Annotated in this window: 16 protein-coding genes, 1 other RNA gene and 1 pseudogene; 6 read left to right on the top strand and 12 right to left on the bottom strand. The window is 73.1% G+C overall.

The window, feature by feature from the left end; all coding sequences use genetic code 11:
• Positions 1-415: 415 nt before the first annotated feature.
• The 9 genes and pseudogenes from ACZ5C2_RS04240 to ACZ5C2_RS04200 form a co-directional block, all read right to left on the bottom strand.
• On the bottom strand, positions 416-1,687 hold the full coding sequence (locus tag ACZ5C2_RS04240; protein ID WP_468786337.1) for a cytochrome P450: 1,272 nt from the start codon (positions 1,685-1,687) through the stop codon (positions 416-418).
• Complete coding sequence (locus ACZ5C2_RS04235) at positions 1,684-2,301, bottom strand: GTP-binding protein (protein WP_468786335.1); 618 nt, start codon at positions 2,299-2,301, stop codon at positions 1,684-1,686. The genes ACZ5C2_RS04240 and ACZ5C2_RS04235 overlap by 4 nt, the downstream gene beginning before the upstream one ends.
• Positions 2,282-2,638 (bottom strand): DUF742 domain-containing protein, encoded by a 357-nt coding sequence (locus ACZ5C2_RS04230; protein WP_468786333.1) that lies wholly within the window; start codon positions 2,636-2,638, stop codon positions 2,282-2,284. Before ACZ5C2_RS04230 ends, ACZ5C2_RS04235 begins: the two co-directional genes overlap by 20 nt.
• Positions 2,635-3,094: pseudogene (locus ACZ5C2_RS04225) on the bottom strand (roadblock/LC7 domain-containing protein). The gene ACZ5C2_RS04230 and the pseudogene ACZ5C2_RS04225 overlap by 4 nt, the downstream one beginning before the upstream one ends.
• A gap of 80 nt (positions 3,095-3,174) precedes the next feature.
• Positions 3,175-5,073 (bottom strand): sensor histidine kinase, encoded by a 1,899-nt coding sequence (locus tag ACZ5C2_RS04220; RefSeq protein ID WP_468786331.1) that lies wholly within the window; start codon positions 5,071-5,073, stop codon positions 3,175-3,177.
• A 498-nt stretch (positions 5,074-5,571) separates the two neighbouring features.
• Positions 5,572-5,715: a hypothetical protein gene (locus ACZ5C2_RS04215; protein ID WP_468786329.1), complete on the bottom strand. Its 144-nt coding sequence runs from the start codon at positions 5,713-5,715 to the stop codon at positions 5,572-5,574.
• 105 nt (positions 5,716-5,820) lie between these two features.
• On the bottom strand, positions 5,821-6,921 hold the full coding sequence (locus ACZ5C2_RS04210; RefSeq protein WP_468786708.1) for a M23 family metallopeptidase: 1,101 nt from the start codon (positions 6,919-6,921) through the stop codon (positions 5,821-5,823).
• Positions 6,922-7,215: 294 nt separating this feature from the next.
• An RNA gene (rnpB, locus tag ACZ5C2_RS04205) (RNase P RNA component class A) lies at positions 7,216-7,619 on the bottom strand.
• A 78-nt stretch (positions 7,620-7,697) separates the two neighbouring features.
• Positions 7,698-8,267 carry a Uma2 family endonuclease gene (locus ACZ5C2_RS04200; protein WP_468786706.1) on the bottom strand — a complete coding sequence of 190 codons (570 nt, stop codon included), beginning with the start codon at positions 8,265-8,267 and terminating at the stop codon, positions 7,698-7,700.
• Positions 8,268-8,438: 171 nt separating this feature from the next.
• Here ACZ5C2_RS04200 and ACZ5C2_RS04195 point away from each other — a divergent pair, with 171 nt between their 5' ends.
• The 5 genes from ACZ5C2_RS04195 (at position 8,439) to ACZ5C2_RS04175 (ending at position 11,918) form a co-directional block, all read left to right on the top strand.
• Positions 8,439-9,194, top strand: a complete 756-nt coding sequence (locus ACZ5C2_RS04195; protein ID WP_468786327.1) for a MerR family transcriptional regulator — start codon at positions 8,439-8,441, stop codon at positions 9,192-9,194.
• A gap of 119 nt (positions 9,195-9,313) precedes the next feature.
• On the top strand, positions 9,314-9,853 hold the full coding sequence (locus tag ACZ5C2_RS04190) for a hypothetical protein (protein ID WP_468786704.1): 540 nt from the start codon (positions 9,314-9,316) through the stop codon (positions 9,851-9,853).
• Between the two features lie 94 nt (positions 9,854-9,947).
• Positions 9,948-10,394: a TetR/AcrR family transcriptional regulator gene (locus tag ACZ5C2_RS04185; protein WP_468786325.1), complete on the top strand. Its 447-nt coding sequence runs from the start codon at positions 9,948-9,950 to the stop codon at positions 10,392-10,394.
• A gap of 27 nt (positions 10,395-10,421) precedes the next feature.
• Positions 10,422-11,204: a peroxide stress protein YaaA gene (gene yaaA, locus ACZ5C2_RS04180; protein ID WP_468786323.1), complete on the top strand. Its 783-nt coding sequence runs from the start codon at positions 10,422-10,424 to the stop codon at positions 11,202-11,204.
• A 72-nt stretch (positions 11,205-11,276) separates the two neighbouring features.
• Positions 11,277-11,918, top strand: a complete 642-nt coding sequence (locus tag ACZ5C2_RS04175) for a bifunctional 4-hydroxy-2-oxoglutarate aldolase/2-dehydro-3-deoxy-phosphogluconate aldolase (protein ID WP_468786321.1) — start codon at positions 11,277-11,279, stop codon at positions 11,916-11,918.
• On the opposite strand, the gene ACZ5C2_RS04170 is transcribed toward ACZ5C2_RS04175, so the two are convergent.
• Genes ACZ5C2_RS04170 through ACZ5C2_RS04160 form a run of 3 tightly spaced genes read right to left on the bottom strand, consistent with a single transcriptional unit; the run spans position 11,919 to position 14,998 of the window.
• Entirely contained in the window at positions 11,919-13,364 is a 1,446-nt protein-coding gene (locus tag ACZ5C2_RS04170; protein WP_468786319.1) for a bifunctional RNase H/acid phosphatase, read from the bottom strand.
• Positions 13,365-13,400: 36 nt separating this feature from the next.
• Entirely contained in the window at positions 13,401-14,144 is a 744-nt protein-coding gene (locus ACZ5C2_RS04165) for a zinc ribbon domain-containing protein (RefSeq protein WP_468786702.1), read from the bottom strand.
• Entirely contained in the window at positions 14,141-14,998 is an 858-nt protein-coding gene (locus ACZ5C2_RS04160) for a Nif3-like dinuclear metal center hexameric protein (protein WP_468786317.1), read from the bottom strand. Before ACZ5C2_RS04160 ends, ACZ5C2_RS04165 begins: the two co-directional genes overlap by 4 nt.
• A 268-nt stretch (positions 14,999-15,266) precedes the next feature.
• Between ACZ5C2_RS04160 and ACZ5C2_RS04155 the strand changes: the two genes are divergently transcribed.
• Positions 15,267-16,514, top strand: coding sequence for a hypothetical protein (locus ACZ5C2_RS04155; RefSeq protein ID WP_468786315.1), 1,248 nt, complete (start codon positions 15,267-15,269; stop codon positions 16,512-16,514).
• Positions 16,515-16,578 lie beyond the last annotated feature (64 nt).

Raw genomic sequence — 16,578 nt, 5'->3', positions numbered from 1 at the left:
GGGCGGCCCCATGTGGTCTGGCCCCGCAGGGCCGGGCCCCACAGGGTCTGGTTCCACAGGGTCTGGTTCCACAGGGCCGGACATCACAGGGCCGGGCGTCGCAGGGCCGGAGCCCCACAAGCCCGGAGCACCGCAAGCCCGGAGACCACAGGCCCAGGCGCCCCGGGCCCGAGGGACCGCGAGCCCAGCAACCGCACGCCCAGAGACCACCGGTCCGGGAACTCGAGCCCAGAGACCACAGGGCCGGAGACCGCGGGCACGGGAGCCGCAACCCCGCGACCGCAGGCCCCAGAACCGCAACCCCGCGACCGCAGGCCCCAGAACCGTTTGCCCGGGGGTGTGGGCCCCAGAACCGTTTGCCCGACAGTGCGGGCCCGGGCGCCGCGGCTCCGGGAGTCACAGGGCCCGGGCCGCGCTACTGCACCACCGGGGTGAACCGCACCGGAAGCGCCGACAGGCCTCGCATCCAGATCGACGGGCGCCAGGTCAGTTCCTCCGGGTCCGCCGCCAGGACCAGGTCCGGCAGCCGCTCCAGCAGCGTCTCGACCGCCGTCCGCGCCATCACGTCCGCCAGCAGCGGTGCCGGATAGGGGCAGCGGTGCTCGCCGTTGCTGAACGACAGGTGCGCGGCGTTCTCCGCGCCCACGTGACCCTCCGGCCAGATCTGCGGGTCGGTGTTGGCCGCGGCCAGTCCCAGGACCAGGCAGTCCCCGGCCCTGATCAGCCGGCCGCCCAGCTGTACGTCCCGCACGGCCCACCGCCCGATGAAGTTCTGCGTCGGTGTGTCCAGCCACAGCACCTCGTTGAGCGCCTCGCCGACGCTGAGCCTGCCGCCCGACACGTTCACCGCGAACCGCTCGTCCGTCAGCAGCAGCCGCAGCGTGTTGCAGATCCAGTTGGCCGTCGGCTGCTGCGCCGCGGCGATCACCGAGATGAGGTCCTGGACGATCTCCTCGTCCGTCAGGCCCGCCGGGTGCGCCAGCATGCGCGAGGTGACGTCCGGGCCGGGTGCGGCGCGCTTCTCCTTCAGCAGTTGCCGCAGCCGCTCCCCCACGCGCGTGTACGCCGCGACCGGGTCGTCGCCCTCCGCGGCGTCCAGGGAGATCTGGAGGTCGTCGACGAGCCGGCGGGTGTCGTCCCCCGCGCTCGGCATCCCGCACATCTGCACCGCCGCCCGCATGGGCAGGGCGTGCGCGTAGCCGGACATCAGCTCGGCCTGCCCACTGCCGGCGAAATCGGCGATGAGCTCGTCGGCGATCAGCCGGCAGTCGCGGGCGAGTTCGAACTGGTCGATCCCCTGCAACGCCTGCGTGATCACCCCGGCCCGGCGGCGGTGCTCGTCGCCCTCGGTGAACAGCACGGACGGCTGGTATCCGACGAAGGGCAGCAGGGGCCAGTCCGGCGGGATGTTCTCCCACTGGTTCCAGCGCCGCGAGTCCCGTGCGAACAGCTCGTCGTGGGTGGTCACATAGCTGACCTCGGAGTAGCCGAGTACCAGCCAGGCCGGGATGCCGCCGTCGAGCAGCACCGGTGCGACCGGGCCGTGGTCCCGGCGCAGCGCGCGGTACAGCTGGGACGGGGTCTGCTGGTACTCGAGTCCTCCCAGGCGCACCGCGCCGGCCTGGGCGGGGCACCCCGGGGCCGTCGGGTCCGCCGGGTGTCCGGAAGAGTGGGCGGAGTCGGTCACGGTGTCGCCTCCTGGGCCGTGGCCATGGCGTAAAGGTGGTCGACGAGAGTGATCAGCACGTCCTTGCCGGAGTGCCGGACCCGCGCGTCGCATTCGACCATCGGCACATGCCCGGGCAGGGCGAGTGCCTGACGGATCTCGTCCAGGGAGTACCTGTCGGTGTCGTCGTCGAACCGGTTCACGGCCACGACGAAGGGCGTACGGTGGTGCTCGAGCCTGTCTATCGCGTACCAGGAGTCGTCCATCCGGCGTGTGTCGACGAGCACCACCGCGCCCAGCGTTCCGGCGAACAGCCTGTCCCACAGGAACCAGAAGCGCTGCTGGCCCGGCGCGCCGAACAGGTACAGCACCATGCGGTCGTTGAGGCTGATCCGCCCGAAGTCGAACGCCACCGTCGTGGTCGTCTTCGCCGCCACCCCACTGGTCTCGTCGACTCCGACGCCCGCCTCGGTCATCACCTCCTCCGTGTTCAGGGGCCGTATCTCGCTGACGGAACGGACCAGGGTGGTCTTGCCGACGCCGAATCCGCCCACGACGACGATCTTCAGGCCGGTCTCCGCCGTGTCGTTCAGCGGTGTGCGGTGGGAGGGCAGCTCAGAGGTTGCGGAGCCCATGGAGCACTTCCTGGAGTAGGGCGGAATCGGGCAGGGTGGCGACGGAGGGCGCCGCGCGCGGATGGCGGGCGGTGATGCGGCCCGAGTCGAGCAGGTCGCCGAGCAGGATGCGCACCACCGTGATCGGCAGGCCGAGTTCCGCCGCGATCTCGACGAGGGCGGTGGGGTGCCTGCACAGCTCCAGGATCCGTACGTGCTCGGACTGCATGCCCGCCACCGGTGCGCACTCGCTGACCACGAGGGTGACCAGGTCGAACGGCTCGTCGGCCCGGCTGCGGCCGCCGGTCACCGTGTAGAGGCGGTCGGGATCGCCCGTGTCGACGGGTTTGCGCATCACGACGTGCCGCTCGCCCGGACATGGTCCCTGGGCTCGGCCCGCAGGTGATCGCCGATCTGTTCCACCAGTTCCGTCATCTGGTGGCCCACCACCCCGGGATCGGCGTCCTCCCCGGCGACGACCGCGAGGTGCGCCCCCGCGCCGGCCTCCACGATGAACAGCAGGCCGCCGTGGAACTCGGTCATCGACTGCCGGACGCCGCCGGTGCCGTCGCCGAACTCCACGGAGGCGCCCTGGGCGAGGGCCTGGATACCGGAGCAGATGGCCGCCAGCTGGTCGGCCCGGTCGAGCGTCAGGTGCTCGCTCCAGCAGAGCTTCAGGCCGTCCCGGGACAGCACCAGGGCGTGCCGCGTGCCGGGTGTGTTCTCCAGAAGGGCCTGCAGCAGCCAGTTGAGGCTGTTGTCGGTGGTCTGCGTCATTAGGTGTCGGGACGGTGGTGCGCGGCTGACCGGTCACCGGCCCGTTCCTCCAATCTCACGAACTCGAGTGGAACGGGGCGCCGTAGCCCCTGAAGCCGTACGGGAAGGGGGCTTGGGCTACGGGGACGGCGGCAACTCGGCCCCGGGCCCGGTTTCCGGCCCGGCGGCATCGTTTCCGGACCGCCGTGCGCGGTGGAAGGCGCCGAACTGTGCGCCCGCGTCGCGTACCGGACGCTGCTTGGGGGCCGCGCCGTCGCGCCGGTCGGGCGTGGAGTGACGCTTCTCGCGTTCCCGTTCCGCCTCGGCCATGGTGCGGCCGGGGGCGCGCACCGGAAGACCGTTCGGTGTGGTGCCGTCGCGCCGCCGGTGGCGTCCCTGCTCGGGAAGTCCGGGGTCCATGGCGGACGGTTCGGTGACCGCGGACCGTTCCGTGACCGCGGGCCGTTCCGTGACCGCGGGACGCTCCCCGTACCCGGAACGGTCCGAGGGCACGGGACGCTCCAGGGGCTCGGGGTGCGCGGCGGGGCGTTCGACGGCGGGCGACGGGGCCGGTGCAGGCGGTGCGGACGGTGCGGCGGGGGCGGGAGTGGGAGCAGGAGTGGGAGTGGGCGCGGGAGTGGGCGCGGTCGTCGCGGCGGGCAGGGAGGACGCGGCGTGCGGGCCCGGGTCCCGCTGCTGGGCGAGCAGGTGCAGGGGCAGCAGGACGACGACGCCGGTGCCGCCGCGTGAGGAGGGCCGGTAGTTGACGCTGATGCCGTACTTGTCGGCGAGTCGTCCCACCACGGCCAGACCGAGCCGGGTGCCCTGCAGCGAGGCGAGGTCGTTCATGCGGCCGGCCACGGCCTCCTCGGCATGCCGCATGGCGGCGTCGGCCATCTTCAGGCCGCTGTCCTCGATGGTGACAACGATGCCCGCGCTGCGGTCCTCGACGTAGACGTGCACTTCGTCGATGGGCGGGGAGAAGTTCGCGGCGTTGTCCATCAGCTCGGAGAGCAGGTGCATGACGCCCTCGGCGGCGAAGCCGGAGACCGCGGCACTGGTGGAGCAGTGCAGGCGCACCCGCTGGTAGGCGGCGATGCGGCCGACGGCACCGCGCAGGATGCTCTCCATCACGATCGGCTTGTTCCAGGCGCGGCTGGACCTGCCGCCCATGAGCAGCGCGAGCCGGTCGGTCATCAGGCCGAGCTGGGACGTGCTGTGGTCGAGCTTCAGCAGGTCGCCGAACACCTCCTCGCCGTGCCGCTCCTGCATCTCCCGGAGGTCGGCGAGCATCCTCACGGCCTTCGCCTGGACGCGGCTGAGCGCCTTGGCGGAGGCGGCCTGCGCCGCGGCGGCGCGCCGCTCGCTGTGGGCGAGCTCCCGGACGAACGACTCGGCCGGGGTGCGGATCGCGGGCAGCCGGGGCAGCTCGACTTCGGCGAGTACGGTGCCGGCGGACCGGCCGTCGCGCAGCCGGGCCACAGCGGCGGGCAGCGTCTCCCGCGCGAGCCGCTCCAACTCGGCGGTCGTCCCGTCCAGTTCGTGCCGGACGGCACGGTACTCGCCGTCCAGGGCGGCCGCCCGCCGCACGTCCTCCTCGACGACGGTGGCGAAGGTGTGGGCGAGCCGCTGCAGCTGCGGGTCCGACGGCGACGGCATACTGCGCAGTGCGTCGGCCGCGCCCGCGCCCTCCCGCAGCCGCTGGGCCACGGCGGGCAGCGTCACACCGGCCAGGTGTGAGACCTCGGCCGAACGCCGGGCCGCCTCCGCCCCGAGACGGCCCTTCTCCGCCTCCTGCTCGGCGGCCGCTCTCCGGGCCCGGTGGACGAGCCGGTGGCCGACGAGGACGGCGACGGCCACGCACACCCAGGCGGCCGCCACCACGGCCAGGGTCCAGGTGAAGGCGTCGGGCGGTGCCACGGCGAGCGCCGCGCCACCGGCGGCGGCGCTCGTCACCAGCCCGACCGAAGGCGCGGTGAACGAGGTGCGCGGCGCCCCGACCGGTTGGTGCGGGCTGGGCGAAGCAGGCACTGGCATGGAGCGGTCCCTCGGTCCGTGAGTGCAGGGGAGTCGGGGCGGCGGCACAGGGCGGCCGCGTGCCGGAAGGGAGGTCAGCCAACAGGAGGGCGATCTTCCGACCACGTACGGCTCATGCTAGTCACGCCGCGGTGCGGGGAGATGCCATCGACTGCACAGTCCGTCGGCAATCGGAGTTTCGTCGTGAACCCATCGCTCGTATGTCCCACTGTGGTATCCGGGAGGCGCCGGGCGAGACCGGCCAAAGGGCAGGAACACCGAGGGGACTGCTTGCCTGACAGACCGTCACATGGCCCCCGACGCACGGCATTTATTAATCAGACGCCCACACGTGCGATCGAATTTCGGCCAACTGAGCGTACGCACAACCCTTTTCACGCTCCTGCCGTGGTGGCGATCACCGCGTCGAGGTGTGGAAATGCCGCTGGTCGTGAAGGTCCCGTGATAACGGCCGGCGTGGAGCGGGAGACGAGTCGAGCCGTATGCCGGAAACAGGCGTCACAGCGCTCGGGTCCGGTCGCCGGCACCGACCGGGGAGACGGCGTACGGGTGTCCGATCCGGGCGACCGCTTCGAGCGCGAGGCGGGCACCCCGTGTCCTGGACCGCGCCCGGCGGTCGGTCCGCTCGTCCTGTCCCGCCACGCCCGCACCCGCCGCGGGCCACGCACTGATGGGGCCCGCAGCCGCGGGGGTGCCAGCGGGCCGGGACGGCGGTGCCGCTGCGGATGCCGCTGCGCGGCGGTCGGCTCAGCGCCCGGCGCCGGCGAGCCAGGCGGTCGGGTCCGTGTACTGGCCGTCGAGGAGTACCTCGAAGTGGAGGTGCGGGCCGGTGGACAGGCCTGTCGAGCCGACGAACCCGACGGGACGGCCGGTGGTCACGCTCTGGCCGGTGGTCACCTGGAGGGCGGACAGGTGACTGTAGGTGGTCTCCAGCCGTTTTCCGTCGACCGTGCCGTGGTCGATCACCACGCGGTAGCCGTAGGCCGAGGTCAGGCCGGCGAACTCGACCCGCCCCTCCCATGCCGCGGACACCTGGGCACCCTGCGGCGCGCCGAAGTCGACGCCCGTGTGGAGTTTGGTGACCCCGGTCAGCGGGTGCGCGCGCGAGCCGAAGGGCGAGGTGACGGCGAGCGTGGTGACGGGCGGTGTCAGCAGCGCGCCGACGGCCCGGCCGTTGTCCTGCCCGGGGTTCCGCCGGACCAGGGCGTCGTACCGCGGCAGCCGCTTCTTGACCTCGGCGACGAACGCGCGGGCCGGGGCCGGGATCTTTCCGGCCTTCCTGACCTGGTCCGTCCCGGCCGCGTACGCGGCGAGCGTGAGGTCGGCGACGTCACCGTTGACGGTTCCCTTGGTGCGCAGCGCGGTCATCTGCTCGGCCAGGGAGCAGTCCTGCCGCCCCAGCGCCATGATCGCGTCCACCGCGTCGCGCGGTGAGGACGTGCCGTTGCCGTCGTCGTCCCGGCCCCAGGTCTTCCAGCCGGCGTCCGTGAAACGGGCGATGCCCTGCTCGGAGAGGCTCGCGGTGTCGTCCTGCCACCCGGACAGCTGGTCGATGTGCGCGGCGAGGAGCGCGGGCGTGACGCCCGTGCAGTCCGCGGTCGCCCTGCGCAGCCAGGGGACGTAGGAGCCGTCCACGTTGCTGACGGCCGACTGGCCCGGCGCCGGGTCCGACGGCGGGGCCGTGTCGAGGCCGCCGGTCAGGGAGAGAAGCCCGAAGACGCCGGTGAGCGTCACCAGGCTGGGCAGCACGATCAGGATGAAGGGCCCGGGGCCGCGGCGACGGCGTGGTTTCGTGGCGGGCGTCTGCGTGGCGGCCGGCTCCGTGGCGGGCGTCTGCGGTTCGGGCACCCGCGATGCGGGCTGTGCCGTGCCGTCGCCCGCGGTCTCGTTCAGCGCGGCTTCGCTCCCGGTCGTCCCCGCCACGAGGGGGTACGCCGTGCCTTCCCTGTCCTTGGTCACGTGCCGGGCCGGCTCCAGGAGGGCACAACGGCGGGACGTGCTGTCGGCGGGATGTATCGGCTCACGCTCAGACGCTAGCGGGCCCGTGACGCGACGTCACCGGCCGCGAGGACAGGGTGAACTGCCCGTTGGGGCACCGCCGGTGCCCGGCGCGACAGCCCCGGCCGACCTGAACCCGGCCGGCAGACGAGTCGGGCTGTACGCCGGGTTCTGTTCCCGGGGTTCCTCGCGGAGCCCCGGGCGACGGCCATCCATCTAGGACCGGTGTTGCCACCGGCCTCGTGCGGTCTACCCGCGGACTCGGGCGGGCAGCCCTCGATCGTCCGCGCAGAGCGCTTTTCACGGCGCCCCTCTTGACCTTGCTCCGGGTGGGGTTTACCTAGCTGCCCAGGTCACCCTGGGCACTGGTGGTCTCTTACACCACCGTTTCACCCTTACCCGGCGCCGGAGCGCCGGGCGGTCTGTTTTCTGTGGCACTGTCCCGCGGGTCACCCCGGGTGGCCGTTGGCCACCACCCTGCCCTGTGGAGCCCGGACGTTCCTCGGGAAGTCCCGTGAGGGACTCCACGCGGCCGCCCGCCCGGCTCGTCTGCCGTGTGGACCATGGTACCGGGCGCGAGCGGGACTCCGGCGCGGTGGCCGTCGCCGGGACGGAGCCGGTGAGGATCAGAGGAAGTCGCCGGTCTCCAGGTCGAAGGCGAAAGGGTCGGGGAGGGACAGCGGCTTTCCCAGGGGGCGGGTGCAGTTCTCCCGGTAGTCGTCCCTCTCCGGGCTGCCGAACAGCGTGATCGAGGAGGCTTCGCGGTCGACGAGAAGGTAGAGGGGGATGCCTCCGCGGGCGTAGCAGCGGCGCTTGGCCTCGCGGTCGGCGTGCGGCCTGGTGGAGGTCACCTCCACCACCATGGCGACTCCGTCGCACGGCATCCAGGAGTCGGCTCCGCGATAGAGACGCAGGGCCGTGGGAGCGAAGGTGCCGTCCGGGATGGCGTGGTCCTTCGGACAGGCTCCGCCGCTCCTCAGCTTCAGGCCTTTGTTCCCGGAGAAGTCCATATCGGTTCGGGACCGCCTGATCACCTGCTTCATGATCAGGTTGATGTAGTCCTCGTGATCCCCGTCCGGCGGCGGCGTCACAACGATGTCCCCGCCGATCAGCTCCGCCCGGAAACCCTCCGGGGTGTCCAGGGCGAGGAACCCGTCCAGCAGGACCTCCGCCTGCGTGAGCGGTTCATGGGCCATGGCAGTCATGTCACGCCCCTCCTTCGGTCGCTCGCCAGACTCGGGCATCGGATGATCACCTGTCCGTGAGATTGGGCACTGTTCCTCGATCGTGGCACAGCATCACGACCGCCGTCAGGCAGCACGGCACTGGCTTGACCCTGCCGCAGCGTCAACGTTTCTACTGGTGGCATGCGGATCGGAGAACTCGCCGCCGCCGTCGGTGTCACCACGCGGGCGGTGCGGCATTACCACCAGCTGGGGCTGTTGCCGGAGCCGGAGCGGCTCGGCAACGGGTATCGGGACTACACCCTGCGGCACGCGGTCGTGCTGGCGCGGGTCAGGCGGCTGACCGAGCTGGGGCTGGGGCTGGCCGAGGTGCGGGACGTGCTCGCGGACGACGCCGGGAAGGACCTCGTCGAGGTACTGACGGAGCTGGACGAGGATCTGGCGCGGCAGGAGGCGGCGATCCGGGAGCGGCGGGCACGGCTGCGGAGCCTGCTGGAGTCGGAGGACGGGCTGAGTGCCGAGGGGCCGGTCTCCCCCGAGCTGGCCGCGCTGTTCCGGGAGACGGGACACCTGACCGACTCTCCGATGGCCGCCAAGGACCGGGAACTCCTCGCGCTCATCGAGACCTCGGCGCCACCGGCGGAACGGGACCGGCTGATGCGGCTGATCGGCGGGGCGGTCGGGGCTCCGGGCGGGGCGGAACAGGCGGTGAGCGTGTACCGGCTGCTCGACGCGCTCGCCGAGGCCGAGCCGGACGACCCGCGGGTGGAGGAGGCCGCCCGGCTCCTCGCCGCGTGTGTGCCCGCGGAGCTGGTGGCGCAGGGGACGGACTTCGACGAGAGCGACAGTTTCCTGCGGGCCTTCTATGCCGACTTCGCTCCCGCCCAGGCGGAGGCGATCCGGCGGATGCTGCGGATCGTGGCGGAGGGCGGGTCGTGAACGGAGCGCCGGTAGAGAGGGGAGGGCGGGTCGTGAACGGAGCGCCGGTGGAGAGGGGAGGGCGGGTCGTGAGGGGCGTACGGGTGGGCTGGGCGCTGGCCCGGCACGAGTTGCGGCTGATGGTGAGCCTGGGGCTGTGGCTGGGGCGGCGCACGCACGGTACCGGCGGTGGCGGTACGGCGTTCGGGTACGCGCGGGGGCAGACGGCCGTGATGATGGGGTTCGCGTTCGTGTGCGTGGTCGAGACGGTGGCGATGTCCGTACTGCTGAGCGACTGGCCGACAGTGCACGCGGTGGTGCTGTTCCTGGACGTGTACACGGTCGTCTTCGTCGTCGCACTGCATGCCGCGTCCGTCGTGCGTCCCCACGTCGTGGACCCGGGCGTGCTGCGGGTCCGCCGGGCCGTGCACGTCGACCTGCGGATACCGCTGGAGCGGATCGCCTCGGTACGGCATGAGCTGCGCATGACGCACGAGGCGGCGGACGGCGAGCTCGATCTCGCCGTCGGATCCCAGACGAACGTCACGGTCGAGCTCACCGAGCCGGTCACCCACGTCACCGTCCTCGGCCGCCGCCGCGAGGTTTCCGTGGTCCGCTTCCACGCGGACGACTCCGACGCGCTGGTGCGCGCCCTGGCCGCCGGGCCGGCCCCGCTGTAACCCCTCTCTCCGGTGATAGCTCTCACCGGACGGCCCGGACAGCGGACGGACAGCGGACGGGCGGTGAGCGGGCGGCGGACGAAGGGCAGAGCACGTGGCGGGCAAGGAGGGGTGTACGCCCCGCGAGCGGTACCGGAGCCAGGTGCGCGCGGAGATCAAGGAGCGCGCCTGGGAGCAGATCGCCGCGTCGGAGGCGCCGGGGCTGTCGCTGAACGCCATCGCCAAGCAGATGGGCCTGAGCGGACCCGCGCTCTACCGGCACTTCTCCGGCCGCGACGAACTGATCACGGAGCGGCTCGTCGAGGGCCCGGGGGGCGGTTCCGGCCCCGACGGCCGTCTCGACGAGCACCTCGCCGAGCACCGCCAGTGGGCCGGCGACCACCCCGCGGACCCGGCCGCCCTGCGCCACGCGCTGACCTTCTGGACCCGTCTGCACGGCGTCCTCTCCCTGGAGCCGGCGGGCCACTTCACGGGCATGGGCTTCGACCCGGGCCTGCTCCACGGCGCCGAACTGGACGACCTGACGCACGCCGTACCCTGACTGACGGGTTCGATCGAAGGAGTACGTGTGCTTGTCCTGCTGCCGCCGTCCGAAGGCAAGGCCGCTTCCGGCCGCGGTGCCCCGCTGAGGCCCGGGTCGCTGTCGCTGCCCGGGCTGACGGCCGCGCGGGAGGCGGTACTCACCGAGCTGGTGGACCTGTGCGCGGGCGACGAGGACAAGGCACGCGAGGTGCTCGGGCTGAGCGAGGGGCTGCGGGGCGAGGTCACGAAGAACGTGGGACTGCGGACCGCCGGGACCCGGCCCGCCGGGGAGATCTACACCGGGGTGCTGTACGACGCCCTGGACCTGGCAAGCCTGGACGCGGCGGCGAAGCGGCGGGCGGCGAAGTCGCTGCTGGTGTTCTCCGGGCTGTGGGGCGCGGTCCGGATCACCGACCGGATTCCCTCCTACCGCTGCTCGATGGGCGTGAGGCTGCCCGGACTGGGATCGCTGAGCGGGCACTGGCGTGCGCCGATGGCGGATGTGCTGCCCGAGGCCGCGGGCAGCGGGCTGGTTCTCGACCTGCGGTCGGCGGCGTACGCCGCGGCCTGGAAGCCGAAGGGCGAGGTGGCCGGGCGGACGGCGACGGTCCGTGTGCTGCACGCGCCGACCCGGAAGGTGGTCAGCCACTTCAACAAGGCGACCAAGGGGCGGATCGTACGGAGCCTGCTGACGGCCGGGGCGGCGCCCAGGAGCCCCGAAGGACTGGTGGAGGTGCTGCGGGACCTCGGGTACGAGGTGGAGGCGGCGGCGCCGGCCAGGGCGGGGACGGCCTGGGCGCTGGACGTGCTGGTGGACGAGGTGCACTGAGCGTATCGCGGGTGCGTTGCAGCATGCGCAATGACCTTTGCGCAAGATGCGTCGTCGGCGCAAGATGACGGCATGAGTTCACCCCTGCCCACTTCTTCGTCCTCGGTCCTCGATCTCGCGCCCGTCCTGCCCGTCGTCGTCATCGAGGACGCCGCCGACGCCGTTCCGCTGGCGCGTGCGCTGGTGGCCGGGGGGCTGCCCGCGATCGAGGTGACGCTGCGGACGCCCGTCGCGCTCGACGCGATCCGGGCGATCGCCGGTGAGGTGCCCGGGGCGGTGGTCGGGGCCGGGACGGTGATCACACCGGAGCAGGTGGGCGAGGCGGTGGCGGCCGGGGCGCGGTTCCTGGTCAGCCCGGGGTGGACGGACGTACTGCTGGAGGCCATGCGGGCGTCCGGGGTGCCGTTCCTGCCGGGGGTGTCGACCACGTCCGAGGTGGTGGCACTCCTTGAACGGGGGGTGCGGGAGATGAAGTTCTTCCCGGCGCGGGCGGCGGGCGGGACGGCGTATCTGAAGGCGCTCGCCGGGCCGCTCCCGGGGGCCCGCTTCTGCCCGACCGGAGGCATCGGCCCCGACTCCGCGCCGGACTATCTCGCGCTGCCCAACGTCGGCTGTGTGGGCGGGAGCTGGATGCTTCCGGCGGACGCGGTGGCCGCCCGGGACTGGGCGCGGGTCGAGGTGCTGGCCCGGGAGGCGGCCGGGCTCAGGCCCTAGTCAGCGCAGGTGCGAGGTCTCGTTGAACAGGCGGACGCTGGCGTTGCCGTCGGCGTAGTACGCCACGGCGGAGAGCGAGGCGGCCGACAGTTCCATGCGGAACAGGGCTTCGGGCGGGGCGCCCAGGGCCAGCCGTACGAACGTCTTGATCGGTGTCACGTGGGTGACGAGCAGGACGGTGCGGCCCGCGAACGCGGGGACCAGCCTGTCCCGGGCCGCCGCGACCCGGGCGGCGGTGGCCGCGAAGCTCTCGCCGCCGCCGGTGGGTTCGGCGTCCGGGGAGGTCAGCCAGGCGTTCAGGTCGTCGGGGTGGCGCTCGCGGACCTCGCCGAAGGTGAGGCCCTCCCAGGCACCGAAATCCGTCTCGCGCAGCCCGTCGTCCACGCCCACCTCGAGTCCGAGGCGGGCGGCGACGATGCCGGCGGTCTCGCGGGTACGGGCGAGGGGCGAGGCCACGACCGCCTGGACCGTCCCGCGCCGGGCGAGCGCGTCGGCGACCTTCCCGGCCTGCTCCCGTCCGACGCCGGAGAGGGAGGGATCACTGCCGCCACTGCCCGAGAAGCGCTTCTGCGGAGTCAACGGCGTCTCCCCGTGCCGCAGCAGCACGAAGGTGGCCGGCGCGCCCATGTCGGGGGCCGCCCACCCCACACCCGGCGTGGCGACGGCCCGGGCGGCACGACGATCGGCGTCGCCTGTGGCGCGCACACCGCGACCGGCGTCGGCCACCGCCGCCCGCGCGCCGGCGTCAGCACGCTCGGCATCGGCCACCTCCTCGGCCCCGCGCCCCACAACGGCCGGACCCGACGACCCTGCGCCCACCGCCGGCGCAACACCTTCCCCGGCCACCCGCACATCGGCGTCAGCGGGCGGCGCGCCGGTGCCGGTGGCGGAAGCCCCGGATGTCGAGGCCATGGCCGCGCGAGCCCGGGCGGCGCCCGCCGTGGCGTCTCCGGGCGGGCCCGACGGTGCGGGCGTCACCGAGCGGGCCGGCGGCGTGTCCAGTGCGGCCCGCGATGTCGCGGCCGACCACGCCTCGCCCCGCTTGCCCGCGTCCATCGCCTCGTTGGCCAGGCGGTCGGCGTGCTTGTTGCGCTCACGGGGGATCCACTCGTACGTCACCCGCTCCGGCGGGAAGACACGCGCCGCCTCCGCCGCGAGCGGCTTCATCGCCGGATGCTTGATCTTCCAGCGGCCCGTCATCTGTTCGACGACGAGCTTGGAGTCCATCCGGACGTGGACCCGTGCTTCCGGGTCCAGTTCGCGGGCGGCGCCCAGGCCGGCCAGCAGGCCCCGGTACTCGGCGACGTTGTTGGTGGCGACGCCGAGATACTCGGCCGCCTCCGCCAGGGTCTCCCCCGTCGCCGCGTCGCTCACCACGGCACCGTAGCCCGCGGGCCCCGGGTTGCCCCGCGACCCGCCGTCCGCCTCGACGATGAACTCCCGCATCGCTGACAACCCTTACCGCCCTTCCGGCCCCGTCTCCTACAGCCCCGACTCGGGCGTACGCACCAGGATGCGGCGGCAGTTCTCGCAGCGCACCACCGTGTCGGGGGCGGCGGAGCGGATCTCGTTCAGCTCGGTGATGGCGAGCTCCTGGCGGCAGCCCTGGCAGGTACGGGCGGACAGCTTCGCCGCGCCGACACCGCCCTGCTGCTCGCGCAGCTTGTCGTACAGGCTCAGCAGCGGGGCGGGCACGGAACCCGAGATGACCTCGCGCTCCTTCGTCACGGAGGCCACCTCGCCGTCGATCTCCTCGACGGCCGCGTCCCGGCGTGCGGTCGCGTCGTCGATCCTCCCCTGCACGGAGCCGACCCGCTCGGTCAGTTCGGTGACCCGCTCCTGCGCGGACTCGCGGCGCTCCATGACCTCCAGGACGACGTCCTCGAGGTCGCCCTGCCGCTTGGCGAGGGAAGCGATCTCGCTCTGGAGGTTCTCCAGGTCCCTGGGCGAGGAGACGGCCCCGGAGTCGAGGCGCTTCTGGTCACGGACGGCGCGCTGGCGCACCTGGTCGACGTCCTGCTCGGCCTTGGTCTGCTCGCGGGCGCAGTCGCTCTCCTCGGTCTGCGCGGCGACGAGCAGGTCGCGCAGCTGGGTGAGGTCCCGGTTCAGCGACTCGATCTCGTCGTGCTCGGGAAGCGACCTCCGCCTGTGGGCGAGCTGCTGGAGACGGACGTCGAGGTCCTGGACGTCGAGGAGTCTGATCTGGTCGGCGGGCTCGGCGTTCAGTTGGGGGCTCCAGATGTGTCGGTGATGGTGGGAGACGCCGCGTGGGCGGTCCAGGGGTCCGTGACCGTCTTGGAGACGTGGACCCTGAGGCCCCATCCATGGCGGTCGGAGATTTCGTCGAGCTGGGTCGCGGCCAGCTCGCACCAGGGCCACTCGGTGGCCCAGTGCGCCGCGTCGAGCAGCGCGAGAGGACTGTGGGCGCGGGCCTCGGAGACCGGGTGGTGGCGCAGGTCCGCGGTGAGGAAGGCGTCCACGCCCGCGGCGCGGACGTGGTCGAAGAGGCTGTCACCGGAGCCGCCGCTGACGGCGACCGTGCGCACCTGCGCGTCGGGGTCGCCGGCGACGCGGACGCCCTGTGCGGTGGCGGGGAGCCGCTCGGCCACGCGGGCGGCGAGTTCGCGGACGGTCAGCGGGTGGTCGAGTTCGCATACGCGTCCCAGGCCCCGGCGGCCGTCGGGGTCGGTGGCGTCCGGTACGAGGGGCCGTACGACCCTGAGGTCCAGCGCGCCGGCGAGGGCGTCGGAGACACCCGGGTCGGCGGTGTCGGCGTTGGTGTGGGCGACGTGCAGCGCGATGTCGTTCTTGATGAGGGTGTGCACCACGCGGCCCTTGAAGGTGGAGGCCGCGACCGTGGTCGTACCGCGCAGGTAGAGCGGGTGGTGGGTGACGAGCAGATCGGCGTCCAGTCCGACCGCCTCGTCGACGATCTCCTGGACCGGATCGACGGCGAACAGGACCCGCCCGACCTCCTGCTCGGGGTCGCCCACGACGGTGCCGACCGCGTCCCAGGACTCGGCCCGCTCGGCGGGCCACAGGTTCTCCAGCGCGGCGATGACTTCTGACAGACGGGGCACGTCTGCAAGGCTACCTGGCACCCCCTCCGCGCCTGAACCGGCGCCGCTCTCGCGGCGGTGGCCGCCCGGCGTCGTGGCTCCTCGGCCCACGGGGTGCGGTGGTCTCTGCGGTGAGAGCCGCGAGGACCGCCTCCGCCGCATGGAGCACAACTGCTCCCCCACCTCAGGCGAATCGTTCCTGGAGCACCCTTCCGTGTGAAGCGGACCCTCACCGGTCCACCGCCCGTGCGGGCGAAAACTACCGTTCGCCACCGGAGGTGACCGAACGATGACGGTCTGTGCCATCGAACCTGTGACGGGACACGAGGACGGAGCAGCCGGGCGGGCGGGCTGCGCCATCACCGCGGACGGGAGCTACGCCGCACGCCTCGCCCTCGCCGGCGACTCACTCTTCCCGGAGCGCTGGACCCTGGACGGCCCCGAGCCCTACGCGGTACCGCTGCCCGGCAACCAGCCCGAGGAACCCGGCACCGAGGTGCAGCCGCTCGGCGACGGGCGGGTCCTCATCCACCGGCTGGTGGACGGACGGCACGCCTTCTCCCTGCTGTATCCGACCGGCCCCGGCACCGGCGAGCTGCCGCTGGGCACGGTCGAGTGCCCGGAGGAGGACACCCGGCTGCGGCTGCTGCCGCCCGCACCGGGCGGGGAGCGGGCGTACGTCCTCGCCGCGGGCCGGCGGTCGGCGGCGGTGTGGCTGGTCGCGGGCGGCACACGCGGGCCCGAACGCGTCGCGGAGGTCCCCGGCCGCTGCTCGGGCGGGGTGTGGCTGGACCGGCCGGGACGGATGCTGGCCCTGGACCGGGAGAGCGGCGGGCGCGTCAAGGCCGTCGTGGTGGACCTGGGGCGCGGCGGCGAGATGTCCCCACTGCTGCAGATCACCGACGGAAGCGACGACCGGGTCCTGCTCGCCGACCCGGACAGCGGTCTGCTGCTGATCCGCTCCGACGCCCCCTCCCCCGGGCGGGACCGGCTGGGCTGGGGGGTGCTGGGCAGCACCCTGCCGGTGCGCTTCCCGGAGTGCCTGCGGCTGCCGGACCACAGGGTGACGCCGTTCGCGATCCAGCCGGGGCAGATGCTGACCCCGGAGGGGTGCGCGGTGGCGCTGCGCATCGACGGCACGGCCGGCAGCTGGGTCGGGGTGTGGCGGCCCGCGGAGCGGCAGGTGCGTCATCTCCCCGCCCCTGCGGGGTGGTTGACCGGCTCCGGGTTGTGGACGGCGGACGGGGCGCTGCGACTGCCGTACGCCACCCGGTCGGTGCCGTGCGGTGTGGCGGTCGTGCGGGTACCGGGACAGGAGCGGCAGCCGGAGGGGCTGGGGGTCAGTCCGCCGGCGGACCTCCCGGGGGCACCGGGCGCCGTCGGTGAGAACCCGTCCGTCCAGGCCGGGTCGCCGGGCGTCCCGGGTGAACTGCCGTCCGGCGACGCGCCCGTGGCGTACGGCTTCTCCGAGACCCTTCCCGCACCGCGTCCCGTACCCCTGCAGGAGGCACCGTTGGGGCGGTTTGTAACGAAGTAGTGGCGGTCGGCGTGGCCGCCTGGATCCGTGGCGTGGTGTGCCGGTTAGACTCGCCCGGCTGTTG

It is taken from the genome of Streptomyces sp. NPDC031365 (assembly GCF_055569765.1).
Note: the sequence above shows the minus strand (reverse complement) of the source record. Positions and strands in the feature narration are given on the sequence as shown.